A 23,222-nucleotide genomic window follows, 5' to 3' on the forward strand; every position below is an offset into this window, starting at 1 on the left:
CCGAGCGCTTAGCCGATGGCAAGAGGTCTTTGATCCTCGCGCCCCAAAGCGATCAGGAACGGGTCCTGCGCCTGCAGGGCCTGAAAGCTCTCTTTGTCGGACATGCCGCGCCAGTTGGCCAGCACCAGCGATTGCGCCACCGCGCCGCCTAATGTCGCGCCAGGGCCGGTGACGATGAACAGATCGGGTGCGAATTCACGGGCGGCGGTCTGCACCGCGCGGGTGAAATCGTAGGGCTCGGTCACCTGATGGCCCAGCGTGTAATCCCACAGCGCGCCCGTGTCGGTTGCCCCCGGCCACCAGATCTTGCCGCGCCCGTCGATCATCGGCAGGTCGGGCTGGGTGAACAGCGTGGCGGGCAGTTGGCGGCGACCCTCCTGCGCCACGGGGGCCTGCAGGCGCGTGTGAAAGGCCGCGTGATTGGCCAGCCGCATCGGGAACCGTTGCTGCACCACGGGCTGCGCGGCCTCGAACGCCTTGAGCCCGGCCTCATTGCCGGCCAGAACCAGCATCCCGCCCAGGTCGATCGACAGGGCGAGGTCATGTTCCGGCAGAGAGTCGATGCGCGCCACCTCGGCCAAGAGCTCGGCCTTTCGGGCCGGGTCGTCGCGCCAGTCGTCACCGGTGAAGGGATAGACCAGTTGCCCGCCGATCAGGTGGGTCTGCATCAGCGCGCCCATGGTGTTGACCACCCGGAACCCGTTTTCCGGCGACAGCGCGCCAGCAGCGGCCAGCGCGATATACCAGCCCATCGAGTTGCCGGTGACGGCCACCACCTCGATATCCTCGGCCAGCGCCTGCGCATCGGCCAGCGCCGCGGCGTAGATCAGCGGCGAGGCCACGTCGCCGCGGGAATACTTGCTGACCGAGAATCGCGACGCGCCGTCCAGTGCGGTCACCGCCTCCTGGCCCGTCTCGGCGCGGATCGCGTCGAATTCGCGGAACAGTTCCATGCGGTTCGAATGGTGACGGTGCAGATAGCCCAGCTCGGGCTTGTTGTAGGTGCCCCGGCCGGGGCAGATCACGACGGCGGTGCGGGTCATTTTGCGGCTCCGGTCAGGGTCAGGGCGGCGGCCACGATGCCATCCTTCGAAGGCAGCGGCGCGGCATAGGCGGGGCCGGTGGCGATGAAGCAATCCTCGGCCACCACGCGGGCCGTGGGCAGGTCGGTCTGTTCGGCAAAGAGCGTCATCAGCGCCTCGGACTGGCTGCCGGTCCGGCGGCATTCATCGACGATCACGACGTGTTTGCAGCCTTTGGTCGCCTCAAGCAGTGCTTGTTCGGGCAGCGGCGCCAGCCAGCGCATGTCGATGATGCGGGTGTTTAGCCCGGCACCCTGCAGTTCGGGCAGGGCCTGTTTCGACAGGTAATGGCCGTTGCCGTAGGTCACGATCGCCAGATCGGTGCCGTCGCCATGCACGCCCACCTCGCCCAGCGCGATGCGTTCGTCGGACGCGGGATAGCGGGTCATCCACGCGCCGTCCTGCCCTTCGTGCAGGTCGCGCATCGGGTAGAGTGCGATGGGTTCAAGGAACACCACCACCCGCTGCTCCTCGCGCGCAAGGCGCACGCATTCGCGCAGCATCCGCGCCGCGTCCGCCCCGGTCGAGGGGCAGGCGATGATGACGCCCGGAATGTCGCGCAGCACCGCCAGCGAGTTGTCGTTGTGGAAATGCCCGCCAAAGCCCTTCTGGTATCCCAGCCCGGCGATCCGCACGACCATCGGGTTGGTGAACTGCCCGTTCGAGAAGAAGGGCAGCGTGGCGGCCTCGCCCCGGATCTGGTCCTCGGCATTGTGCAGATAGGCGAAGAACTGGATCTCGGGGATCGGGACAAAGCCGTTGTGGGCCATGCCGATGGCAAGGCCAAGGATGGACTGTTCGTCCAGCAGCGTGTCGATCACCCGGTCGGGGCCGAAGCGCTGCTGCAGCTTCTGCGTCACGCCATAGACGCCGCCCTTGCGGCCCACGTCCTCGCCCATGCAGACGATCTCGCCATGTTCCAGCATCAGGTCGGTCAGCGCCCAGTTGATCAGGCGGGGCATCGGCTGCGGGTCGTCCATCGCGCGCAGGTCGCTGCCGAAGGCGGCGGCGCGGGCCTCGGCGCTGGGACCGTTGGTAGGCTTGCAGGGGCGTTTCGGCGGGATCAGGCTGGCCGCGACCTCGGCGGCGGTGGCCAGATGCGGGCGGGTGGCGGCCTTGGCCGCGATGCGGTCAGTGCGGGCGCAGGTCTGCTCATAGATCTTCAGCGCCTGATCGGGCGACAGTGCCCCGGCCTGATCCAGCAAACGCACCGAATGCAGCAGCGGATCATTGGCCTCGTCGGCCTCGACCTCGGCGCGGCTGAGATAGGTGGTGGGCACATCCGCCCCCGCGTGGCCGTAAAGGCGCACGGTTTTCAGGTGCAGGAAGGCCGGTTTGCGCCGGGTGCGAACATAGTCGGCCGCCTGCTGCGCCACCGCGAAGGTCTCATAGATGTCCAGCCCGTTGGCCTCGAAATACCTGATGCCCGGGCGATGCTCCATCGACGCCTGAATCCAGCCCTTGGGTGTCTTGACCGAGATGCCGATGCCGTTGTCCTCGCACACGAACAAGAGCGGCAGCGGGATCGATTGCACGCTGGTCCAGCCAGCGGTGTTGATCGCCCCCTGCGCGGTGGAGTGGTTGGCCGAAGCGTCGCCAAAGGAACACATGGCTATGCCGTCCTCGGGCAGTTGCCGGTGTTCGGGATCGTGCCGCCGCGCCGCGCCCAGGCTATAGGCCGCGCCCACCGCCTTGGGCAGGTGGCTGGCGATGGTCGAGGTCTGCGGCGGGATCATCAGCGCCTTGGAGCCTAGCACCTTGTGCCGCCCGCCCGAGGTCGGGTCCTCTTTGGAGCAGGCAAAGCTCAGCAGCATGTCCCAGGCGATCTGCTGGCCGGGCACCTGCTCGGCCCGGGCGATCTGAAAGGCGGCGTCGCGATAGTGCAGAAAGGCGATGTCGGTCGGGCGCAGGGCATGGGCCACGGCGGCCATGCCTTCGTGCCCTGACGAGCCGATGGTATAGAACCCCTGCCCCGCCTTCTGCATCGCCCGGCTGGTGCGGTCCAGGGCGCGGCTGAGCACCTGCGAGCGGAACAGCGAAACCGCCTCGGGCGCAGTCAGGCCCGGGCGCGGCGGCGCGCCTGCGGGCAGGTCGCGACTGGCGACGCGGGTCAGGAAGTTTTCGTGAACGATCTGGGCGCGATCCATCTGGGTTCCCCGGTCAGGTCAAAGTTGGGCGGTTGCGTCGGTGATCCGCCGCAGGCCTTGGGTCAGGCTATCGGTGTCATAGGCAAAGGAAAGCCGAAAATGCCCCGGCATTCCGAAGGCCCGCCCTGGCACCACCGCAACGCCCGCCTGATCCAGCAGATGTTGGCAGAACTCGGGGTCCGAGGGCATCGCAGCGGGCGTCTGCGGAAAGACGTAGAAGGCGCCGTCGGGCACCGCGCAGTTCAAACTGGCGGCGTTCAGGCCACCCACGACCAGATCGCGGCGCGCACGCATCGCCTCGCGGCGTTCGGCCAACAGGTCCTGCGGGCCGGTCAGCGCGGCCAGCGCCGCCGCCTGCGCAATGGAACAGGCGCCCGAGGTGATCTGCCCCTGCACCGCCGCCATCGCCTTGATCAGCAGCGCGGGGCCGATGCCCCAGCCGATGCGCCAGCCGGTCATCGAATAGGCCTTGGACACGCCATTCACCGTCAGCGTGCGGTCTGCCAGCGCCGGAACCGCCCGGGTAAAGGGCGTGAAGGGCACATAGGCAAGGTGCTGATAGATCTCGTCCGAGATCACCCAGACCTGCGGGTGCTGCTCCAGCACGTCGCCCAACGCTCGCAATTCGCTTTCGGTGTAAACCGCCCCGGTCGGGTTCGAGGGCGTGTTCAGCAGCAGCCAGCGGGTGCGCGGGCTGATCGCGGCATCGAGCTGTTCGGGGGTCAGCTTGAAACCCTGTTCACGCGGGCAGTCCAGCACCACCGGAGTGCCGCCCGCCAGTTTCACCATGTCGGCATAGCTGGTCCAGAAAGGCGCGGTGGTGATGACCTCATCGCCCGAATCGAGCGTCGCGAGGAACGCGCCGGCCAGCACCTGCTTGGCCCCGGTCGAGACGATGACCTGCGCCGGCTCGACCCCGGCCTGTTCCGCGATGGCGGCACGCAGGGCCGGCGTTCCGGCGGTGGCGGGGTATCGGGTCTGGCCTTCCAGCGCCGCCTTGTGGGCGGCCTCGACCACATGCGGCGGGGTCGGAAAGTCGGGCTCGCCGGTGCTGAGCGCGATCACGTCCACACCCTGCGCACGCAACTGCGCGGCCCGTTCCGAGATTTGGACGATCTCGGACAATTCGATCCCGTCGAGTCTCCCTGCCCGCCGAAATCCGCTCGAACTGTTCTGAATGGTCATGATCGCCCCGCTGCACTTTTCTACCGCTGCGCCTTTTTGCTATTGGGTTGGAGGATCCACCAGTGATATTCCCTCCAAAAGCCATGAGGAAAAATCATATGCTGGCGCCGCGTCGATTTCTGCCGTCTATTTCTTCCCTGTTGGCGCTCGAAGCCGTCGACCGCCTGGGCAGCGCCTCGGCAGCTGCCGATGAGCTCTCGCTGACCCAAAGCGCGGTCAGTCGCCAGTTGAAGGCCGTCGAAGAACAGCTGGGCGTCGCACTGATCCAACGCGACCAAATGCGCCTGCAACTCACACCCGCTGGCAAGGAATACGTGGAAACTGCCCGAACGGCGCTGCAGCAACTGGCGCAGGCCTCACTGAAGCTGAAGGCCAACCCTTCCGGCGGCTCTTTGCAACTGTCGATCCTGCCCGCCTTCGGTATGCACTGGCTGGCGCCACGGCTTCAGGATTTCGCGCAGCGCCACCCCGAAGTGACGATGAACCTGAGCACACGGCTCAAGCCTTTCGACTTCGGCACCGAACCTTTCGACGCGGCTATCCATTTCGGCCAGCGAGACTGGACCGGGGTGAACTATCTGCCGATCATGCGCGAAGAGGTTCTGCCGGTCTGCGCGCCAGCACTGCTGCCAGCCGAAACCCCAAAGGTTGAATGGCTGGTCGACGCACCACTGCTGCATCTGGATACCCGGCCCGATGCGTGGGAACGCTGGTTCGCCGCGCAAGGCACCCCTGTCGAGGGCGTCCGAGGCATGCTGTTCGACCAGTTTTCGACCATGATCCAAGCCACGATCCATGGGCTGGGCGTTGCACTGCTGCCCAGCTATCTCATCTCAGCCGAGCTCGAGGCCGGCCGGTTGGTTCCGGCCTGCGCAGCTCCGCCGGTCAGTCTGGGCGACTACTATCTTGTCTGGCCGCAAAGTCGCACGGAACCGGCCCCGCTTGTCTCGTTCCGCGCATGGCTGCACGGGCAGCTGACATAGCCGATCCGCTACCGCCGCGTCCGAGCAACGCTCGGGCGCGGCCGGGCCCAACCTGAGGAGGCGGCCTGCAAGGGCCGTTGACGACGGGCGGGAGCGACCGGTCAGACGTCGATCGAGCGGGCGATGAGTTCCTTCATCACCTCGTTGGTACCGCCATAGATCATCTGCACCCGCGCATCCGCGTAAAGCCGCGCGATCGGGTATTCCATCATGAATCCATAGCCACCGAACAGCTGCAGGCATTCATGCATGATCTCGTTTTGCACCTCGGACCCCCAGTATTTCACCATCGAGGCGGTGGCCGCATCCAGCTGCCCGGCCTCCAGCTTGGCGATGCAGTCATTGACGAAGCTGCGCAGCACCTCGGCCTTGGTCTTGCATTCCGCCAGCTTGAAGCGGGTGTTCTGGAAATCCATCACCCGTTGGCCGAACGCCTTGCGCTCTTGGGTGTATTTCACCGTTTCAGCGATGGCGAAGTCGATCGCGCCCAGCGCCATGATGCCAATTGTCAGACGTTCCCACGGAAGTTGCTTCATCAACTGATAGAAGCCCTGCCCTTCCTCGGAGCCCAGAAGGTTGGTCATCGGCACCTTGACGTCCTCGAAGAACAGCTCGGCCGTGTCATTGGCCTTCATGCCCAACTTCTTGAGGTTGCGCCCCCGGCGGAAGCCCTCGGCCCCCTCGGTCTCGACCGCGATCAGCGACACGCCCTTGGAACCCAGCGACTTGTCGGTCTTGGCGGCCACGATGATCAGGTCGGCGGTCTGGCCATTGGTGATGAAGATCTTGGACCCGTTCATCCGGTAGGAATTGCCATCCTTCTCGGCGGTGGTGCGGATCGCCTGAACGTCCGAGCCTGTGCCCGGTTCGGTCATGGCCAGCGCGCCGACCATCTCGCCGGAGGCCAACTTGGGCAGCCATTTGCTCTTTTGATCCTCGCTGCCATAAGCGGTGATGTAGTGGGTCACGATCGACTGGATGCCATAGCCCCAGCCCGCATCCCCCCGCGAGGTCTGCTCATAGATCGTGACCGCGTCAAAACCCATGCCGCCACCGACACCGCCGAATTCCTCGGGGATGGCCCCGGCCATCAGCCCGGTTTCCCCGGCCTTCCGCCAGAAATCACGATCGACCACGCCCTGCTCGGCCCAGGCTTCGATGTTGGGCACCAGTTCATCATCCATGAACCGTCCGGCCATTTCGGCAAACATGCGGTGTTCGTCAGTGACCCAAGGGGCGGTCGAAGTAAAAAGGGACATGATTGGTTCTCCGGAATTCTGTTGGCGAAAAGGGTAGCTTTCGCCGCCGATTCCGCCAATCCGGGTGACGCCGCGTCGGTTTGCGCTGCTACGCAACGTCCTTTGGCGTCAATGTCCTACGCGGTGCCGGGCGCCGGGCGGCGGCGGCGATTCCGGGGCGCCGGCGAAACACTGGGCGATGGCCATCCACTCCTGCGCGACCGACCCCTGCACCGACAGGCCGGTGTCCGCCACGTTTCGGGTCTGGGTCACCACGCGGGCGAAGTCGACGGCCAGCCCTTCGATCAGGTCGGCACCGGGCGCGCCGAATTCCCACAGCGCTCCCGACGGCGCGGTCAGGCGCAGATGGGGTGCCACCGGAGGAACCGGGCGGCCATGCACCGTGAAGGTCCAGCCAAAGGTGTTCACGCCCAGCACGACGATGTTGCGGATCCGGTCGGTCTCGGGCCGGGTCAGGCCAAGAATGTCGAATACCTCCTGCCCATGCGCCCAAGTCTCCATCTGCCGGGCGGTCATCGAGGACCGCACTGACATGTCCGGCCCCACCCATTTGACCCGCGACTTGGGGTCCAGCCCCGACCAGTCGCGGCCCATTCGGCTGCATAGATCAGACCATGCGGCGTGCAGATCATGTCCACGCTCAGTGATTGCAGCGTTTTCCATGGCGCGAAAGCCCTCGGCCTGAGTGCGCGGCATCACCTGCTGCACCCTTGCATCGAACGCATTCGGGTCGCGCTGTGACAGGTCGGCCATCTGGTTCCAGAAATGCAGGTGCACCAGCACATCGTCGATCGTCCAGTCTTTGAACTGGGTCACGATCTGCCAGTCCGCGGCACCCAGCCCCGTCAGTGCGTCATCAAGAACCTGACATTCTTCCAGAAAATCCGAAGCCTGCTGCATATACCCCCCTTTTACCTGCTTCAGGGACTAAAGCGGGTTTTCATGGGTCAAGCCAGCGCGTTTTTCAGCAAGACGACAGCCGCCTCCTTGGCGTCGCGCGCGGGATCGCCGTTGCGAAGCAGCACGGCGGTGACGATCGCGCCCTCTTTCAGCAGCAGCAGCTGGCAGGCCAGCTTGTCCGGGTCCCGCGCGCCAGCCTTGCGACACAGGTCGGTGAAATATTCCAGCAGCAGGCGCTTGTGCTCCCCCGCCTGCACATGGATCGGGTGGTCGGGATCCTGGTATTCGGCCCCCGCCTTGATGAACATGCAGCCGCGGAAATTGTCCTCGCGGAACCATTCGCCCAGCGCATCGAACGCGGCCAGCAATTGATCGGCGGGGGTGTCGGCCAGCTCCTCGATCCGGCGCACGAACCAGTTGCGGAAATTCTCGTCCCGCAGTCGCAGCACCGCCAGGATCAGCTCCTCCTTGGTGCGGAAATGCTTGTACATCGAGGTCTTGGACACGCCGGTTTCGACCACCAGCCGGTCCATTCCGGTGGCGTGAAACCCGTCGCGGTAAAACACCTGCAGTGCTTTGCGGACCAGCTCGTCCCGTTTGTTCGGACGCATGATTCGGCTCCCTCATGTACAGATCAGTACATAATGCCTTTGCCGCGCAGGTGCAATTCACGCCGATGAAGCCACTGTTTTTAGGTCTTATTTTCCATGACGAAGGCCAGAACGAAAAACTTTTTTTGACCCAAGGGCTGAAATAGTTGACCGATCTGTACACCTTATCAGCACAGTTTACTGATCTGTACACCCAAAGGATTTGACCGATGCGACGCCGCGCCAGCCCATTTCCCGCAAGCTATGTTCCCTTCCTTCTGACCGTGGCCCTACTGGCCGCCACCCTCGCCTGAAGGCCCTGACCATGCCGCGCCCTCCCCTGCCCCCGTTCACGACGCAGACCGCCATCGAAAAGGTCCGCAAGGCCGAAGACGCCTGGAACAGCCGCAACCCCGACGTCGTGACCCCGGCCTATACCCCGGACAGCCAGTGGCGGAACCGGTCCGAGTTCCTGACCGGCCACGCCCAGATCCACGCCTTTCTGACCCGCAAATGGCGCACGGAACTGGACTATCGCCTGATCAAGGAGCTGTGGGCCTGTGACGGGAACCGCATCGCGGTGCGCTATGCCTATGAGTGGCATGACGACAGCGGCCAGTGGTTCCGCTCCTACGGTAACGAGAACTGGGAGTTCGCCGCCGATGGCCGGATGGCCCAGCGACATACGTCCTTGAACGATCTGCCGATCACCGACGCCCAGCGCCTGTTTCACTGGCCCTTGGGGCCACGGCCCGCCGACCATCCCGGCCTGTCCGATCTGAACCTGTGAAAGGAGGCACCCCATGCCCCGCGCCTTTTCCGAACTGACCTTCACTCCCGCCGTCCGCGCCCATCAAGAGCGGATGGGGTCCGCCGCCTCCTACGCCAAGTTCATCGACGGCGGCCCGCAGCAGGGTCACCTGATCGGCCCCACCGAGCAGGCCTTCATCGAGGCGCGCGACGGGTTCTATCAATCCACCGTGTCCGAGACCGGATGGCCCTATGTCCAGTATCGCGGCGGCCCGGCGGGGTTTCTGAAGGTGCTGGACGACCGGACCATCGGCTATGCCGATTTCACGGGCAACAAACAGTATATCTCGCGCGGGAATCTGGACGGCAATGACCGGATCGCGCTGATGCTTATGGACTATGCCAACCAGCGCAGGCTCAAGATCCTGGGCCGTGTGGACTTTCGCGAAGGGGCCGAGGCCGCGCGCGACCTTTTCCCTGACGCGGCCGAGGCCGAACGCGCGGCGATCATCCATGTCGCGGCGCTGGACTGGAACTGCCCGCGCCACATCACCCCTCGCTTCACCGAGGCCGAGCTGCGCCCGCATCTGAACGCGCTTGGCCGCCAATTGGCCCAGCTGCAGGCCGAGAACGACCAACTGAAGCAGGCCGTGGCCCGAAAGGCCTGAGCCACCCCCAAGACCCCGAACCCGTCAGCAACAGGAGTATCAATGCCATGCTACGCGCGATTACCAACACCCTCGCCACCCTGACCGCCGGATCGGTCTTTGCCGTTTCGGTCGTGACCGTCGGCTTCTACCTCTCGCCCGAGGCCGTGCGCGCCGCCGATCCCGACCCGTTTCAGACCCAGTTCCGGGCACAGACCATCGAAGCGATGCAGAGCGCTTATCCCGTGCTCACCCCCTACACAGAATCCAAGGCGCAACCAAAGCCCGAGTCTTCACCCAAGCTGCCGACAAACTGACAATTGAGGACCGAAATCTTGAATCTCCGCGCGTCTCGGGCACCGCCCGCGCTATCGACTGAGCCGAGCGCGGCCCGAGTGCACCATTGCCTCGATCCCCGCGGCGCAGAATTCGACCAATTGGTCGATCCCGGACAGATCGCCGCCCTGTGACAGCGCCTGCACCCGCCAGGCGCTGTTGAGATGCGCCAGCATCGCCGAAACCGAATAGACCTGGCCCGTGGCCAACAGCGCCGGGTCGGCCTGCGGATACAGAGCGGCGATCTCACGGATGAAGAACTGGGCGGTGGGGTCGAAACACTCGGCGGCAATATGGCGCCAGCGCGGATCGACCGACACATGCGCCACCAGCCGCCCGTAGGCCATCCAGCCCGGGCCGCCGGATTCGGCAAGACTGACATAGGGGCGGATGAAACAGTCCAAAATACCTCGCAGGGTCAGAGGGCCTTGCGCACGTTGATCCTCCAGCGCCTGCATCCGGATCCGGGCAAGCTCGTCGGCGCGGCGTGCGACGGTCTGGAAGAACAGCTCTTCCTTGCCGCCGCCATGATGGTGGACCAGACCCACCTGCACCCCGGCCCGCGCGGCGATGTCGCGGATCGAGGCGCCCTCGAATCCCCGCTCGGCAAACAGCGCCTCGGCCGCGTCCAGAATCCGCGCCTTGGTTTCCAGCGACCGGGCCGATGGCGCCCTTTGCCTTTGTTTTTCAATGTATTTCGCGCTCATGTTTTTCATCTTGCCTTATTTTGGACGATCGTTCAAGTTAAGCGCCACGAGCAGGGGAGGGTTCATGACACAGGCGCGCAAGGCATATGCCTTGATCGGCGCAGGTCCGATGGGGCTGGCGGCGGCCAAGGTGCTGAAGGAACAGGGCATCCCGTTCCAGGGATTCGAGCTGCATTCCGATGTGGGCGGGCTGTGGGATATCGATGCGCCACGGTCGACCATGTACGAATCCGCGCATCTGATCTCGTCCAAGACGATGACCGAATTTGCCGATTTTCCGATGGGCGACGACGTGGCCGAATACCCGTCGCACCGGCAGATGCGCGACTATTTTCGGGCCTTTGCCGATCATTTCGGACTGCGCGATCACTACAGGTTCAATGCCGAGGTGATCGACGCGTCGCCGCTGGGTGCGCCGGGCGATGGTTGGCGGCTGACCTGGCGGGACGACCAGGGAACGCATAGCGGTGAGTTTGCCGGGGTGCTGATCGCGAACGGTACCCTGTCGGAGCCCAACATGCCCGATTTTCCCGGCAAGTTCGACGGCGAGTTGATCCACGCCTCGCAGTACCGCTATCCCAGCCAGTTCGACGGCAAGCGGGTGCTGGTCGTGGGCGCGGGCAATTCCGGGTGCGACATTGCGGTGGACGCCATCCATCACGCCGCGCGGTGCGACCTGTCGATGCGGCGCGGATACTATTTCGTGCCGAAATACGTCTTTGGCAAACCCGCCGACACGCTGGGCGGGATGATCCGCCTGCCGATGTGGCTAAAGCGCCGGATCGACGGGATGATCCTGCGCTGGTTCGTGGGCGACCCGCAGAAATACGGCTTTCCCAAGCCTGACTACAAACTGTACGAAAGCCACCCGGTGGTGAATTCGCTGGTCCTGTACCACGCAGGCCACGGCGACCTGCGCATTCGCCCCGATATCGACCGGATCGAGGGCCGCACCGTTCACTTCAAGGACGGCAGCGCCAGCGACTATGACATGATCCTGGCCGCGACCGGGTACAAGCTGCATTACCCGTTCATCGACCCCAACCTGCTGAACTGGCAGGGCGACGCGCCGCATCTGTACCTGAACGCCATGCATCCCGAACGTGACGACCTGTTCGTGCTGGGCATGATCGAGGCCACCGGGCTGGGCTGGCAAGGTCGCCACGAGCAGGCCGAAATGGTGGCGCGCTATATCAAGGGTCTTCAGTCCGGCTGCCCCGTGGCCGCGGCGCTGAAGGCGGAAAAACAAGAAGACTATCAGCGCGCCACCGGAGGCATGCAGTACCTGAACCTGCCCCGCATGGCCTATTACGTCGACAAGGCGACCTATCGCAAGGCGGTGACGGATTGGATAGCGCGGTTCCGGAAAGCCCGCGCATGACCGGCATCGACGAGATCACGCTGAATTTCAGCCCCGGCTCGCTGACCCTGCTGAACGCGATTCTGGCGATCGTGATGTTCTCGATCGCCATCGACCTGTCGCCACGCGACTTCGACCGGCTGCGGCGCGCGCCCAAGCCAGTGGTGGTGGGACTAGCCTCGCAATTCCTGGTGCTGCCGGCGCTGACCTTCCTGCTGGTCTGGCTGACCGAGCCGCGCCCGTCGATCGCCTTGGGGCTGATCCTGGTCGCGGCCTGCCCGGGGGGCAACATCTCGAATTTCATCACCCATCGGGCGGGCGGAAACGCGGCGCTTTCGGTGTCGATGACCGCCTTCGCCACCATCGGGGCCATCGTGATGACCCCGTTCAACATCGCGCTGTGGGGCGGGCTGTATCCGCCGACCCGCGCCATTCTGCAGCAGACCCAGATCGACCCCGTGCAGATCGCCATCATCGTCGGGCTGATGCTGATCCTGCCGCTGGTTCTGGGCGTGACCCTGAACCAGAAGCGCCCCGCCCTGACGGCGCGGCTGCGCGGGCCGCTGCAGATCCTGTCCATGGCCATTTTCGTGGCTTTCATCGTGCTCGCCCTGGCGGCCAACTGGAGTTTCTTCCTGGGCTACGCCGGGGCGGTCGCCGGGCTTGTGATCGCTCACAACGCACTGGCACTGGGGGGCGGTTGGGTTGTGGCCACTCTGACCCGGCTGTCCCCCTTTGACCGGCGTGCAATCACGATCGAGACCGGCATCCAGAATTCGGGCCTTGGACTGGTGCTGATCTTCGCCTTTTTCAACGGCTTGGGCGGCATGGCCGTGGTGGCCGCCTTCTGGGGGATCTGGCATGCCATCTCGGGGCTGGCGCTGGCGCAGCTGATGGCCCGGACCGAGGCCGCCCGATGACCCGCATCCTGATCACCGGCGCTGCGGGTTTGGTCGGCCGCGCCCTGCTGGACGAGCTGAGCGACCATGAGGTGTTTGCCACCGACCTGCGCCGCCCGGACACGCTGCCGGACGAGGTTCCGTTTCTGCGCATGGATGTCACCACGGGCGACCCCGCCCGGGTTATTGCCAAGGTGAAGCCCGAGGTGATCGTGCATCTGGCCTCGATCGTCACGCCGCCACCGGGCATGTCACGGGCCGCAGCCCATGCGGTGGATGTGGGCGGCACGCGCAAGGTGGTCGACGCCGCGCTGACCCATGGCGTACGGCGGCTGGTCGTCACCTCGTCGGGAGCGGCCTATGGCTATCACGCGGACAACCCGGTGCCGCTGCGCGAAACCGATCCGGTGCGCGGCAACCCCGAGTTTCCCTATTCCGACCACAAGCGGCAGGTCGAGGAATTGCTGGCCGAGGCCCGAACGGCCGCGCCGCAGCTGGAACAGGTGGTGCTTCGGGTGGGCACGGTGCTGGGCGACGGCACCGACAACCAGATCACCGCCCTGTTCCGCAAGCCCCGCCTGCTGGCGGTGGCGGGCAGCGACAGCCCCTTCGTGTTCATCTGGACCCGCGATCTGGCCCACATCCTGAAACGCGCGGCCACCGACGGGCCGCCGGGAGTGTACAACGTCGCCGGAGACGGCGCGCTGAGCGTCGACGATCTGGCCCGCGCGTTGGACAAACCCGTGCTGCGCCTGCCGGCCTGGGCGCTCAAGGCGGCGCTGGCCGTGGCCCGACCCTTGCGCCTGTCGCGCTACGGGCCCGAACAGGTGCGGTTCCTGCAATACCGACCGGTTCTTGACAATACCGCGCTGAAAACCGTGTTCGGCTATATTCCGCAGAAGGCCAGCGCCGAGGTGTTCGACCTTTGGAAAAGGAGTGTGGGCCTATGAAAACCGCAGTGATCTCGGGCGGGGCCGGCGGGCTGGGTCAGGCGCTCTCGGCCGCGCTGCAAGAGCGTGGATGGCGCGTGGTCCTGCTGGATCTGAAGGTGGATGGGGTGCAGGACAGCGCCACGCAGATGGCGATTGCCTGTGATCTGACCGATCCGGCGCAACTGGCGCGGGCCGTGGACGATACGCTTGCGCATTGCGGCAGCATCGATCTGGTCATTTACAACGCCGGGATCACCCAGATCTGCGGGTTCGATCAGTCCGACGACACCAGCCACCGCAAGGTGTTCGAGATCAACTATTTCGCGGCCGTCTCGATGGCCCGCGCCTTTCTGCCCGCGCTGCGCCAGTCGCGTGGGGCTCATCTGGCGATCTCGTCGGTGGCGGGGTTTGCGCCGCTGTATCACCGCACGGCCTATGCGGCCTCGAAACACGCGCTGGAAGGTTTCTTCAAATCACTGCGGTCCGAAGAACGGCCCCATGGCGTGCGGGTGCATATCGCGGCGCCCTCATTCGTGGCGACCAACCCGGGCCAGGCCGAGCGGCAGCCCGACGGCACCGCACGCCCCGGATCGGCCAGCGACGGCATGGACGAGATGACCCCCGAGGCGGCCGCCCGCGTGATCCTGCAAGGGCTGGATCGCGGGCGGCCCGTCATCCCGGTGGGCCGGGTGGCGCGGCTGGCCTGGTGGCTGAACCGGCTGGCCCCAGGCCTGTACCAGCGCCTGATGGAGCGCAATATCAGCGGCGCGTGACGCGCGGCCATTATTTGCGGCCCGTTTCCCGGTGCGGGGTTGCCCTTTGGCCGCGGCTTTGCTTTGTCTCTGGCAAGCATTCCGGCCAGTGGGCGTTTCATGTCCCGGACCGGTCACAGGGAGGATCTCGAAAATGGCGAAAGTTGCATTCCTTGGCCTGGGCGTCATGGGCTATCCGATGGCCGGGCATCTGCAGGCGGCCGGGCATGAGGTGACCGTCTACAACCGCACCGCGGCCAAGGCGGAGAAATGGGTGTCGCAGCATGGTGGCCAGATGGCGACCACGCCGCGCGGTGCCGCCGAGGGGGCCGAGTTCGTGATGGCCTGCGTCGGCAACGACGACGATCTGCGCATGGTCTGCACCGGCGAGGATGGCGCGTTCGGCGGCATGGCGGAAGGCTCGGTTTTCGTTGACCACACCACCGTTTCGGCCAAGGTCACGCGCGAGCTGTATGCGGCGGCAAAGGCGCGCGGGATCTCTTTTGTCGATGCGCCGATCTCGGGCGGTCAGGCCGGGGCCGAGAACGGGGTTCTGTCGATCATGTGCGGCGGCGATCAGGCTGCCTATGACCGGGCCGAGCCGGTGATGCAGGTTTATGCCAAGATCTGCCGCCGCATTGGAGACAGCGGCGCGGGCCAGATGACCAAGATGTGCAATCAGATCGCCATCGCAGGGCTGGTGCAGGGCCTGAGCGAAGCGCTGCATTTCGCCGAGAAGGCCGGGCTGGACGGGCGCGCGGTGGTCGAGGTAATCAGCCAGGGGGCCGCCGGAAGCTGGCAGATGTCGAACCGTTACGAGACCATGCTGGATGACCATTTCGACCACGGCTTTGCTGTGGACTGGATGCGCAAGGACCTTGGCATCTGCCTGGACACGGCGGACGAGACCGGGGCATCACTGCCGGTGACCGCGCTGGTCGATCAGTTCTACAAGGATGTACAGAAGATGGGCGGCGCCCGCTGGGACACCTCGTCACTGATCAAACGCCTGCGGGCATTGGGATAAAACGGGGGGCCGTCTGCCCCCATCGCGCCAAGACGCGATTCCCCGAGAATTTTTTGGCCAGATGAAGAGGGCTCCGGCGCGCGCGGGGCGGAAGTTCGAATGAATGATGTCAGTGATTTTTGGGCGGCCGCGTTGCGGCGGGTCTGGGGGCTGGACGCCCGGCTCTCGCGGCTGGATGGCGAGTATGACCTGAATTTCCTGGTGCAAGCCACCAATGGGCAGGATTATGTTCTGAAGGTCATGCGGGCCGGGTGTGACTCGCAGTTGGTGGATCTGCAGATCAAGGCGTTGGAGCATATCGCGGCCGAGGCCCCCGGGCTGCCGTTTCCCAAGGTGATCCCCGGGCTGGACGGCGGTTTGCTGCCGCAGATCGACGACGACGCGGGGCGGCCGCGGCTGGCGTGGCTGTTGGAGCGGCTGCCGGGCCGGTGCTATGCCAAGGCGGCGCCGAAATCCGAGGACCTGATCCTGAAACTGGGCCGGGTCTTGGGAGCAACCGATCGGGCGCTGGAGCGGTTTTCGCATCCCGGCCTGGAGCGGCCGGATTTCAAATGGGACCTGACCCAGGCCGGCTGGATCGCTGACAAGCTGGATGCGGTTGCCGTCCCCGATCGCGCGGCCCTTCTGCGCGAGATTTGTGCGCAGTTCGATGCCGTCTCGGACACGCTGGCCGAGCTGCCCCGGCAAGCCATCCACAATGACGTGAATGACTACAACATCCTCGTCGAAGGTGAGCTGTCGGAGCGCCGGCAGGTTTCGGGCCTGATCGACCTGGGCGACATGTGCGCCGCACCGCGGGTGTGCGAACTGGCGATCGCCGGGGCATATGTGGTGCTGGATCACCCCCGCCCCGAACAGGCACTGGCCGCGCTGGTGCGGGGCTATCACGCTGTAAACCGGCTGCGCCCGCAGGAAGTGGATTTGATCTGGCCTCTGCTGCGGATGCGGCTGGCGGTGTCCGTCGTCAACTCCACGCTGATGGCCGCCGAAAACCCCGACGATCCGTATGTGACCATCAGCCAGGCACCGGCCTGGCGGTTCCTCGAAGATGGTTCGGTCAATGGCGAGCTGATGCCCGCGCGGCTGCGGGCGGCCTGCGGGCTGCCCGTCACCGACGGAGCCGAGCGCATTCACGCGTACCTGTCAGAACATCGCGGGCAGTTTGCGCAGTTGTTGGGACAGGACCTGTCGGACGTTCCGATGGGTTCGCTGTCGGTCGAAAACTCGACCTGGCCGCAGAACCCGTTCCACATGCCGCTGGACGAGGCCGCGCGGGTTGGCGCGGAGTTCGGGGACGGGTTGTGGCTGGGCTACTACAACGAACCGCGCCTGATCTATGCAGAGCCGACGTTCCGCAAGGGTCCGTGGAAGGCGTCGGACCGGCGCACGGTGCACCTGGCGGTGGATGTGTTCGCGCCGGCGGGGACGCCTTTGCTGGCGCCGCTGAGCGGGCGGGTCGAGGCGGTCGAGAACCGGGCGAACCATCTGGACTATGGCGGCGTGGTGATCCTGCATCACGAAACCCCTGAGGGTGACGCGTTCTATACGCTGTACGGGCATCTGGACCCCGAGGTCTGTGACCGGTTGAAACCCGGAGACCCTGTGGCGCAGGGGGCGGCATTCGCCCGGCTGGGCGATGCCGACCAGAACGGCGGCTGGGCGCCGCATGTGCATTTCCAGCTGGCCCTGACCACGGACGGCATGCAGGCCGACTGGCCGGGCGTCGCCGACCCGGACGAGCTGGACCTGTGGCACGCGGTCTGCCCGAACCCGGCGGCCCTGCTGAACCTGCCCGACGAGAAGGTCTTCTATCGCCCGAGCGACAAGGCCGAAATCCTGAACAAACGGCGGGCGCATTTTGGCGGCAACCTGAGCCTGACCTATGACGACCCGGTAATGCTGGTGCGTGGGTGGAAACATCACCTGTTCGACGAATGGGGGCGGCCCTATCTGGACGCCTACAACAACGTGCCGCATGTGGGGCACGCGCATCCGCGCATTCAGGCGGTGGCGGCGGATCAGTTGAAGCGGATGAACTCGAACACCCGCTATCTGCATCCCGCGCAGGTGGAGTTTGCCGACAAGTTGCTGTCGAAGCTGCCCGAACACCTGCAGGTGTGCTTCTTCGTCAACTCGGGCACCGAGGCCAACGAGCTGGCCCTGCGCCTGGCGCGGGCGCATAGCGGGGCCAAGGGCATGGTGACGCCCGATCACGGCTATCACGGCAACACCAATGCGGCGGTGGCCATTTCGGCTTACAAATTCAACAAGCCCGGCGGCGTGGGCCAGGCCGATTGGGTGGAACTGGTCGAGGTGGCCGACGATTATCGCGGCCGGTTCAAACGTGACGACCCCGACCGCGCGCAGAAATATGCCGACCTGGTCGACGACGCGATTGCAGCCCTGCAGCGCAAGGGGCATGGGGTGGCCGGATTCATCGCCGAGACCTTCCCCTCGGTCGGGGGTCAGATCATCCCGCCAAAAGGCTATCTGCCAGCGGTTTACGAAAAGATCCGCGCCGCCGGCGGCGTCTGCATCGCCGACGAGGTGCAGACGGGCCTGGGCCGGCTGGGCGAGTACTATTTCGGCTTCGAACATCAGGGCGCGTCCCCTGATATCGTGGTTCTGGGCAAACCCATCGGCAACGGCCACCCCCTGGGCGTGCTGGTCACCACGCGCGATATCGCCGACAGTTTCGACAACGGGATCGAGTTCTTCTCGACCTTCGGCGGCTCGACCCTGTCCTGCCGGATCGGCAAAGAGGTGCTGGACATCGTCGATGACGAGGGCCTGCAGGAGAATGCCCGCGTGATGGGCGCACGGCTGATGGATGGTCTGCGCGCGATCGAAGCCGAGTTCGCCTGCGTGGGCGACGTGCGGGGGATGGGCCTGTTTCTTGGGGTCGAACTGATCAACCCCGACGGCTCGGAAGGCACCGAGATCTGCCGGTACGTCAAGAACCGGATGCGGGACCACCGCATCCTGATCGGCAGCGAGGGGCCGAAGGACAACATCCTGAAGATCCGCCCGCCTTTGACCATCGAGGCCGAAGATGTGGACATGATCCTGTGGGCGCTGCGGTCTGTGTTGGCCGAGGTGGGCGACTATGCCCCTGCCCCGGTGTGCGACCACAGCCATCACCATGACGGGTGCGGCTGCTGCTGAGAAACGCCCCGGCCGAATTCGGCCGGGGCACTGAACCGCGCTGTCAGTGCAGCACGGCCGAGGGGGTCTGATGGCCGGTGGTCGGCAGTGGAACGGCGGAGGTCATGCGCCGCAGGGCCAGCCCGAACTCTTCGGACAGTGACGCCAGCGCGGGCGCGAAATCGGGGCGTACGATCAAGGCGGCCAGCATCATCGCATCCTCGCGCGCCCCTTCCGAGGCCGCAGCGATCATCTGCGCGAAACAGCTTTCGTCCGCGCCCAGACAGGCGCAGCCCAGCCCGTGCCGGATCAAGGGGCGGCGGGCGTGATGGGCGCACAGGCTGCACAGACGATCCAGCGCCAGCATGGCCAGCTGCCCATGATCGGCGCCCAGCGCGATGTCGAAGTCATGTGCGGCGTCGGCACGGCCGGCGGCCCCGTCACTCCACATCCGCAGGTACATGACGGCGCCAGCCTCGATCGGGGTCAGATCGGCCAGCCGTCCGACCGGGGCGCCGCCCCGGGTCGATGCGCCGCTCATTTTGTCAGGATCAATTTACCCGCGCGGGTGATGCGCAGGGTATACAGCTGGTCGCCCAGTTCGATATGGGCCAGGTTGCCGCCCTGCGTCAGGTCCTCGGCCTTGTGGGCCGGCAGCATCGAAACGGCATAGGCTTGGGTCGGATTCGGGTTCTGCGCGTTCATCGGGTCATCTCCGGTTGTGTTCAGGCAAAGCGCCTTTTCCGTTCAACTTTCATGGATCTGGCTGGCCCGGAACCGGGTTGGCTGCGTGTCTTCATGCTTAATCTGATAAAAATACTAAGGTATGTCAAGTGCCGGTTTCCTGCTATTCGCACACCGAACCATTGCGCCCTTGCGGCAGGCCCGTTAGGCCGGGTCTCGGCACTTAGAGACGGGAGCGGAGATGACGGCGGCAATCGTGTTTGATCTGGATGGCACGCTGGTGGACAGCCTGGCCGACATTGCGGCAGCAGCGAACCGGATGCTGGCCGATCAGGGCTATGCGCCCCTGCCCGAAGAAACGATCCGGGGATTCGTCGGCAATGGTCTGCCAAAACTGGTTGAGCGCGTGATACTCCACTGCGGACTGAGCATTGAGCGCCATTCCGAACTGACACAGGTCACGCTGAACCATTACAGCCAGGCATCAAGTGCGATCACCAGGCCTTATCCAGGTGTCAAAGACGCTCTGCGACGACTGCGGGCTGCAAATATCGCGCTAGGGGTCTGCACCAACAAACCGGAAGCGCCCGCGCAGCATATCCTTGAGGTTCTGGATCTGGCGCAGTTCTTCGACGTGGTGATCGGCGGAGATACAGTGAAATCCCGCAAACCCGACCCCGCCCACCTGACCGCCACGTTCGAGGCACTGGGCACAAACGACGCGCGGGTCTTTGTGGGCGACAGCGAAGTGGACGCAGAAACCGCCCAACTTGCCCAAGTCCCATTTATTCTGTATTCGGAAGGGTATCGAAAGTCGCCGGTCTCGGAACTTCCCCATTTGGCCAGCTTCGACGACTTTGCGCGCCTCCCTGACCTGGCAATGCGCATCACGGGCTTATCTGGTACCGGGCTCTAAGGCTTTGGCCGTCAAGGGATTCAACTTTTTTGGGGGTTTTTGAGGGGCCGGCTGAGGGGGTAGGTAGCCAGCCCCTCTTCGGGGAAAGTGGTAGGCCAAGTTTGACCTTGGTTAATCAGACAATAGCCCAGCCCACCTATGCCCGAAATTGGGGGTTTCCCGTAGAGAGCCATTTTTTCGAAAAATTCGCCGAAAATCCTTCGCTGACGTCCAGCGCCTGATCACTCAGGCCCCGAACCATCGGCCGGGGGCGGCGAGGCTGGGCTCGCTTTGTCCAATAGCGTCTCGTACATGTGCGGATAGACGAAGCGAGCAGCCGCACGGGCGATCACCAGTTCCTCGTTGGTGGGGATGACCATGACCTGAACCCGGGACAGCGGTGTCGAGATAATCCGGGCGTGGTCCGTATTGGCATCATGGTCCAGTTCAATCCCCAACCACCCCATATTGACGCAAATCCTTTCGCGCACCAGCGCAGAATTCTCGCCGATCCCACCCGTGAACACCACCGCATCCAGCCCGCCCAGCACAGCCGCAAGGGCACCGAGTTCACGCCGCGCACGGAAATTGAAATAGCTGATGGCCCGGCGCGCGCTGCCGCTGTCGGACTTTTCCAGAGTTCGCATGTCGCTGGACAGACCGGACAGACCCAGCAGACCGGATTTGCGATACAGAAGTTCGGTGATCTCATCCACGCTCATGCCCTTCTGGTCCATGAGGTAGAGGACGACACCGGGATCCAACTGGCCGCATCGGGTTCCCATAGGCAGACCGTCTATGGCCGAGAACCCCATGCTGGACCCGACCGAGCGGCCGTGGATCATACCGCACATCGACGCGCCGTTGCCCAGATGCGCCACGATGACCCGGCCGCCATGCAGCAGCGGCGCGGTCTTGGCCAGATGGCCCGAGATGTATTCGTAGCTGAGGCCGTGAAACCCATAACGGCGAACGCCCTTGTCATAATACTCGGTCGGCAAGGCAAACGTATCGTTGACCCAAGGGTGACTGCGATGAAAGGCGGTGTCGAAACAGGCAACCTGCACCGCATCGGGGAACCGCTCGACCGAGGCACGAACGCCGCTGAGGTTATAAGGTTGATGCAACGGCGCGAACGGCGAGAGTTCGTCAAGCGCTGCAAGGCTTTCAGGTGTCAGCAAGATCGGTTGATCGTGGTCAGGACCACCGTGAACGATGCGGTGGCCGACGGCTGCAATATTGGCCGCGGGAAATTGCTGGACGATCAGGTCCAGAACATGGTTCAGGGCCTCGTTATGATCGGCAATCCCGTCTGCCACATCACCGCCCAACGTGCGGCCATCCGACGTTTTGGCGCGGATGGTCGCGCCAGCGGCGCCGATGCGGTCCACGATTCCGGTGCATATTGCCACCGGGTCATCAGATGGCAACGAAAACAGCCCGAACTTCAGAGACGACGAGCCTGCGTTCAGCGTGATGACATGGCTCATGACCGCCCCCCGGCAATGCGGGCGGCGTGCAGGGCAGCCACGGCGCAGGATGCCAAACGCGCCTTGTCGTCATCCGCGCGGCTGTTCAGGATGATCGGCACCTTCGCCCCCAGAACCACCCCTGCCGCTTCGGCGTTGGCGATATATGTCAGCTGTTTGGCCAGCATGTTGCCCGCATCCAGGTTCGGAACCACAAGTATGTCTGCCTGTCCGGCCACTGGCGAGACAATCCCCTTGATCCGTGCTGCGGCCATGCTGACCGCATTGTCCATGGCCAGCGGACCGTCGACCAAGCCTCCTGTGATCTGGCCCCGTTCAGCCATTTTGGACAGCAACGCCGCGTCGATCGAGGACCGAATGGCCGGGTTCACCGTCTCGACCGCCGACAGTACGCCGACCTTGGGCGTTTCCATCCCGATCGAGATCGCCAGATCAATCGCGTTCTGGGTGATGTCGATCTTGGTTTGCAGATCGGGCTCGATATTGATCGCGGCGTCGGTCACCAGCAGCGGGTGTGGTTGCCCGGGCACGTCCATGACAAAAACATGGGTAAAGCGCCGGCCCGCGCGCAATCCCTGATCCTTCCGCAATGCGGCCCTCAGCAGATCATCGGTGTGCAGATGCCCCTTCATCAGCGCCCCGGCCCGGCCTTCGACCACAAGGTCGACGGCGATGCGGGCGGCTTCGCTGTGCTCTTCCGCGACGACAATCTCGAAACCATCCAGCTTTTCGCCCAGTTCCTGCGCCGCCTGCCCGATCAGGTCCGGGCGACCGACAAGTATCGGCTCAATGATCGTTTCCCGCGCAGCCAGGATCGCGCCGCCCAACGAGTTCGGGTCCTCCGGCGCGACGACGGCGGTCGAGATGGGATCCAGCGGCCGGGATTTCTCCAGCAAGGCGTCGAAGTGACGGTGCCGCTGAACGATCAGGCCGGGAACCTCGATTTCACGGAACGACAGCGCGCGGTCCGGGGCGATTACCACGGCCTTGCCGCTGACGATGACCGCGTCATCCCTGCAACGGGTGACGGTGGTATCCAAGACCACCTCGCGGTTTGCACGCTTTTCCGTGACGACCACGCGCGCCAAAAGCTCGTCCCCGGCCATGGCACGGCCCACGAAGTCGAACTGTTGCGATTTGTAAAGCGTCCCGGCCCCGGGAAGGATGTTTCCCAGAACCGCCGAGATCAGCGCGCCCACGAACAGCGATGGCGCTACCGCCTCGGGCCGGTCGTCTCCGTCCCCGTCTTCATGGGCCAGGTGCAGCGGGTTGTGATTGCCCGAATTCGCGGCAAAGGCATAAAAATCATCCTCGGTGCACAAACGTTTCAGTTCGGCCGTGTCCCCGATGTTGAGCTGATCATAGGGTTTGTTGTGATACTGCATCTGGTTCAACCTGCGAATGCTGCGCGCCGAACGCGGCCATGCAAGGGCCGAGCGACCGGAGCTGTGTT

General features: G+C 64.6%; 22 protein-coding genes. 11 read left to right on the forward strand and 11 right to left on the reverse strand.

The genetic code is table 11. The annotated features are described in order from the left end of the window. Positions 1-8: 8 nt before the first annotated feature. The 3 genes from ACR3EK_RS12215 to ACR3EK_RS12225 are packed head-to-tail and all read right to left on the reverse strand — an operon-like array spanning position 9 to position 4,414. Entirely contained in the window at positions 9-1,043 is a 1,035-nt protein-coding gene (locus ACR3EK_RS12215) for an ACP S-malonyltransferase (RefSeq protein ID WP_170522514.1), read from the reverse strand. Continuing rightward, on the reverse strand, positions 1,040-3,229 hold the full coding sequence (locus ACR3EK_RS12220) for a dehydrogenase E1 component subunit alpha/beta (RefSeq protein ID WP_480633511.1): 2,190 nt from the start codon (positions 3,227-3,229) through the stop codon (positions 1,040-1,042). The genes ACR3EK_RS12215 and ACR3EK_RS12220 overlap by 4 nt, the downstream gene beginning before the upstream one ends. 18 nt (positions 3,230-3,247) lie before the next feature. Then, positions 3,248-4,414 carry a pyridoxal phosphate-dependent aminotransferase gene (locus ACR3EK_RS12225; protein WP_480633512.1) on the reverse strand — a complete coding sequence of 389 codons (1,167 nt, stop codon included), beginning with the start codon at positions 4,412-4,414 and terminating at the stop codon, positions 3,248-3,250. 98 nt (positions 4,415-4,512) lie between these two features. Between ACR3EK_RS12225 and ACR3EK_RS12230 the strand changes: the two genes are divergently transcribed. Next, positions 4,513-5,397, forward strand: a complete 885-nt coding sequence (locus ACR3EK_RS12230) for a LysR substrate-binding domain-containing protein (RefSeq protein ID WP_480634024.1) — start codon at positions 4,513-4,515, stop codon at positions 5,395-5,397. 101 nt (positions 5,398-5,498) lie between these two features. Here the strand turns inward: ACR3EK_RS12230 and ACR3EK_RS12235 are convergent, their stop codons facing one another. The 3 genes from ACR3EK_RS12235 to ACR3EK_RS12245 all read right to left on the reverse strand — a co-directional run bounded on the left by ACR3EK_RS12235 (position 5,499) and on the right by ACR3EK_RS12245 (position 8,167). After that, a complete protein-coding gene (locus ACR3EK_RS12235; protein ID WP_170337679.1) occupies positions 5,499-6,656 on the reverse strand; it encodes an acyl-CoA dehydrogenase family protein in 1,158 nt (385 codons plus the stop codon). 108 nt (positions 6,657-6,764) lie between these two features. Continuing rightward, positions 6,765-7,556, reverse strand: a complete 792-nt coding sequence (locus ACR3EK_RS12240) for a TIGR03084 family metal-binding protein (protein ID WP_480633513.1) — start codon at positions 7,554-7,556, stop codon at positions 6,765-6,767. 47 nt (positions 7,557-7,603) lie between these two features. Beyond that, positions 7,604-8,167, reverse strand: a complete 564-nt coding sequence (locus tag ACR3EK_RS12245; protein ID WP_170442315.1) for a TetR/AcrR family transcriptional regulator — start codon at positions 8,165-8,167, stop codon at positions 7,604-7,606. Between the two features lie 304 nt (positions 8,168-8,471). On the opposite strand from ACR3EK_RS12245, the gene ACR3EK_RS12250 reads away from it, so the two are divergent. Genes ACR3EK_RS12250 through ACR3EK_RS12260 form a run of 3 tightly spaced genes read left to right on the forward strand, consistent with a single transcriptional unit; the run spans position 8,472 to position 9,860 of the window. Continuing rightward, complete coding sequence (locus tag ACR3EK_RS12250; RefSeq protein WP_170447033.1) at positions 8,472-8,936, forward strand: nuclear transport factor 2 family protein; 465 nt, start codon at positions 8,472-8,474, stop codon at positions 8,934-8,936. A 13-nt stretch (positions 8,937-8,949) separates the two neighbouring features. Beyond that, the gene (locus ACR3EK_RS12255; RefSeq protein WP_480633514.1) at positions 8,950-9,564 is read left to right on the forward strand and encodes a pyridoxamine 5'-phosphate oxidase family protein; all 615 of its coding nucleotides are present in this window, start codon (positions 8,950-8,952) and stop codon (positions 9,562-9,564) included. A gap of 47 nt (positions 9,565-9,611) precedes the next feature. Further along, complete coding sequence (locus ACR3EK_RS12260; RefSeq protein ID WP_480633515.1) at positions 9,612-9,860, forward strand: hypothetical protein; 249 nt, start codon at positions 9,612-9,614, stop codon at positions 9,858-9,860. A 51-nt stretch (positions 9,861-9,911) separates the two neighbouring features. Here ACR3EK_RS12260 and ACR3EK_RS12265 read toward each other — a convergent pair whose 3' ends face one another. Beyond that, a complete protein-coding gene (locus ACR3EK_RS12265) occupies positions 9,912-10,586 on the reverse strand; it encodes a TetR/AcrR family transcriptional regulator (protein WP_480633516.1) in 675 nt (224 codons plus the stop codon). 64 nt (positions 10,587-10,650) lie between these two features. Here ACR3EK_RS12265 and ACR3EK_RS12270 point away from each other — a divergent pair, with 64 nt between their 5' ends. The 6 genes from ACR3EK_RS12270 to ACR3EK_RS12295 all read left to right on the forward strand — a co-directional run bounded on the left by ACR3EK_RS12270 (position 10,651) and on the right by ACR3EK_RS12295 (position 18,721). Continuing rightward, a complete protein-coding gene (locus ACR3EK_RS12270; protein WP_480633517.1) occupies positions 10,651-11,967 on the forward strand; it encodes a flavin-containing monooxygenase in 1,317 nt (438 codons plus the stop codon). Continuing rightward, positions 11,964-12,866 carry a bile acid:sodium symporter family protein gene (locus ACR3EK_RS12275; protein ID WP_170337661.1) on the forward strand — a complete coding sequence of 301 codons (903 nt, stop codon included), beginning with the start codon at positions 11,964-11,966 and terminating at the stop codon, positions 12,864-12,866. The genes ACR3EK_RS12270 and ACR3EK_RS12275 overlap by 4 nt, the downstream gene beginning before the upstream one ends. After that, on the forward strand, positions 12,863-13,795 hold the full coding sequence (locus tag ACR3EK_RS12280) for an SDR family oxidoreductase (RefSeq protein WP_480633518.1): 933 nt from the start codon (positions 12,863-12,865) through the stop codon (positions 13,793-13,795). Before ACR3EK_RS12275 ends, ACR3EK_RS12280 begins: the two co-directional genes overlap by 4 nt. Then, on the forward strand, positions 13,792-14,550 hold the full coding sequence (locus ACR3EK_RS12285) for an SDR family NAD(P)-dependent oxidoreductase (protein WP_480633519.1): 759 nt from the start codon (positions 13,792-13,794) through the stop codon (positions 14,548-14,550). Before ACR3EK_RS12280 ends, ACR3EK_RS12285 begins: the two co-directional genes overlap by 4 nt. Positions 14,551-14,683: 133 nt before the next feature. Further along, the gene (locus tag ACR3EK_RS12290; protein WP_260063491.1) at positions 14,684-15,556 is read left to right on the forward strand and encodes an NAD(P)-dependent oxidoreductase; all 873 of its coding nucleotides are present in this window, start codon (positions 14,684-14,686) and stop codon (positions 15,554-15,556) included. A gap of 99 nt (positions 15,557-15,655) precedes the next feature. Continuing rightward, the gene (locus tag ACR3EK_RS12295; RefSeq protein WP_480633520.1) at positions 15,656-18,721 is read left to right on the forward strand and encodes an aminotransferase class III-fold pyridoxal phosphate-dependent enzyme; all 3,066 of its coding nucleotides are present in this window, start codon (positions 15,656-15,658) and stop codon (positions 18,719-18,721) included. 43 nt (positions 18,722-18,764) lie between these two features. On the opposite strand, the gene ACR3EK_RS12300 is transcribed toward ACR3EK_RS12295, so the two are convergent. Both ACR3EK_RS12300 and hemP read right to left on the reverse strand, forming a co-directional pair. Continuing rightward, entirely contained in the window at positions 18,765-19,241 is a 477-nt protein-coding gene (locus tag ACR3EK_RS12300; protein WP_170337651.1) for a hypothetical protein, read from the reverse strand. Beyond that, positions 19,238-19,405, reverse strand: a complete 168-nt coding sequence (gene hemP / locus ACR3EK_RS12305; RefSeq protein ID WP_005978533.1) for a hemin uptake protein HemP — start codon at positions 19,403-19,405, stop codon at positions 19,238-19,240. The genes ACR3EK_RS12300 and hemP overlap by 4 nt, the downstream gene beginning before the upstream one ends. Positions 19,406-19,625: 220 nt before the next feature. On the opposite strand from hemP, the gene gph reads away from it, so the two are divergent. After that, complete coding sequence (gene gph, locus ACR3EK_RS12310; protein WP_480633521.1) at positions 19,626-20,300, forward strand: phosphoglycolate phosphatase; 675 nt, start codon at positions 19,626-19,628, stop codon at positions 20,298-20,300. A 221-nt stretch (positions 20,301-20,521) separates the two neighbouring features. Here the strand turns inward: gph and ACR3EK_RS12315 are convergent, their stop codons facing one another. Together ACR3EK_RS12315 and ACR3EK_RS12320 are read right to left on the reverse strand one after the other, a co-directional pair. Then, complete coding sequence (locus ACR3EK_RS12315; RefSeq protein WP_480633522.1) at positions 20,522-21,769, reverse strand: acetate/propionate family kinase; 1,248 nt, start codon at positions 21,767-21,769, stop codon at positions 20,522-20,524. Next, entirely contained in the window at positions 21,766-23,154 is a 1,389-nt protein-coding gene (locus ACR3EK_RS12320) for a bifunctional enoyl-CoA hydratase/phosphate acetyltransferase (RefSeq protein ID WP_480633523.1), read from the reverse strand. The genes ACR3EK_RS12315 and ACR3EK_RS12320 overlap by 4 nt, the downstream gene beginning before the upstream one ends. Between the last annotated feature and the right edge of the window lie 68 nt (positions 23,155-23,222).

The sequence above is a fragment of the Ruegeria sp. BC8 genome, from assembly GCF_056535705.1.

What these genes read in the sequence shown, in the direction of transcription:
- ACR3EK_RS12215 (WP_170522514.1), bottom strand. Translation starts at nt 1,043, where the DNA reads ATGACCCGCACCGCCGTCGTGATCTGCCCCGGCCGGGGCACCTACAAC.
- ACR3EK_RS12220 (WP_480633511.1), bottom strand. Translation starts at nt 3,229, where the DNA reads ATGGATCGCGCCCAGATCGTTCACGAAAACTTCCTGACCCGCGTCGCC.
- ACR3EK_RS12225 (WP_480633512.1), bottom strand. Translation starts at nt 4,414, where the DNA reads ATGACCATTCAGAACAGTTCGAGCGGATTTCGGCGGGCAGGGAGACTC.
- ACR3EK_RS12230 (WP_480634024.1), top strand. Translation starts at nt 4,513, where the DNA reads ATGCTGGCGCCGCGTCGATTTCTGCCGTCTATTTCTTCCCTGTTGGCG.
- ACR3EK_RS12235 (WP_170337679.1), bottom strand. Translation starts at nt 6,656, where the DNA reads ATGTCCCTTTTTACTTCGACCGCCCCTTGGGTCACTGACGAACACCGC.
- ACR3EK_RS12240 (WP_480633513.1), bottom strand. Translation starts at nt 7,556, where the DNA reads ATGCAGCAGGCTTCGGATTTTCTGGAAGAATGTCAGGTTCTTGATGAC.
- ACR3EK_RS12245 (WP_170442315.1), bottom strand. Translation starts at nt 8,167, where the DNA reads ATGCGTCCGAACAAACGGGACGAGCTGGTCCGCAAAGCACTGCAGGTG.
- ACR3EK_RS12250 (WP_170447033.1), top strand. Translation starts at nt 8,472, where the DNA reads ATGCCGCGCCCTCCCCTGCCCCCGTTCACGACGCAGACCGCCATCGAA.
- ACR3EK_RS12255 (WP_480633514.1), top strand. Translation starts at nt 8,950, where the DNA reads ATGCCCCGCGCCTTTTCCGAACTGACCTTCACTCCCGCCGTCCGCGCC.
- ACR3EK_RS12260 (WP_480633515.1), top strand. Translation starts at nt 9,612, where the DNA reads ATGCTACGCGCGATTACCAACACCCTCGCCACCCTGACCGCCGGATCG.
- ACR3EK_RS12265 (WP_480633516.1), bottom strand. Translation starts at nt 10,586, where the DNA reads ATGAGCGCGAAATACATTGAAAAACAAAGGCAAAGGGCGCCATCGGCC.
- ACR3EK_RS12270 (WP_480633517.1), top strand. Translation starts at nt 10,651, where the DNA reads ATGACACAGGCGCGCAAGGCATATGCCTTGATCGGCGCAGGTCCGATG.
- ACR3EK_RS12275 (WP_170337661.1), top strand. Translation starts at nt 11,964, where the DNA reads ATGACCGGCATCGACGAGATCACGCTGAATTTCAGCCCCGGCTCGCTG.
- ACR3EK_RS12280 (WP_480633518.1), top strand. Translation starts at nt 12,863, where the DNA reads ATGACCCGCATCCTGATCACCGGCGCTGCGGGTTTGGTCGGCCGCGCC.
- ACR3EK_RS12285 (WP_480633519.1), top strand. Translation starts at nt 13,792, where the DNA reads ATGAAAACCGCAGTGATCTCGGGCGGGGCCGGCGGGCTGGGTCAGGCG.
- ACR3EK_RS12290 (WP_260063491.1), top strand. Translation starts at nt 14,684, where the DNA reads ATGGCGAAAGTTGCATTCCTTGGCCTGGGCGTCATGGGCTATCCGATG.
- ACR3EK_RS12295 (WP_480633520.1), top strand. Translation starts at nt 15,656, where the DNA reads ATGAATGATGTCAGTGATTTTTGGGCGGCCGCGTTGCGGCGGGTCTGG.
- ACR3EK_RS12300 (WP_170337651.1), bottom strand. Translation starts at nt 19,241, where the DNA reads ATGAGCGGCGCATCGACCCGGGGCGGCGCCCCGGTCGGACGGCTGGCC.
- hemP (WP_005978533.1), bottom strand. Translation starts at nt 19,405, where the DNA reads ATGAACGCGCAGAACCCGAATCCGACCCAAGCCTATGCCGTTTCGATG.
- gph (WP_480633521.1), top strand. Translation starts at nt 19,626, where the DNA reads ATGACGGCGGCAATCGTGTTTGATCTGGATGGCACGCTGGTGGACAGC.
- ACR3EK_RS12315 (WP_480633522.1), bottom strand. Translation starts at nt 21,769, where the DNA reads ATGAGCCATGTCATCACGCTGAACGCAGGCTCGTCGTCTCTGAAGTTC.
- ACR3EK_RS12320 (WP_480633523.1), bottom strand. Translation starts at nt 23,154, where the DNA reads ATGCAGTATCACAACAAACCCTATGATCAGCTCAACATCGGGGACACG.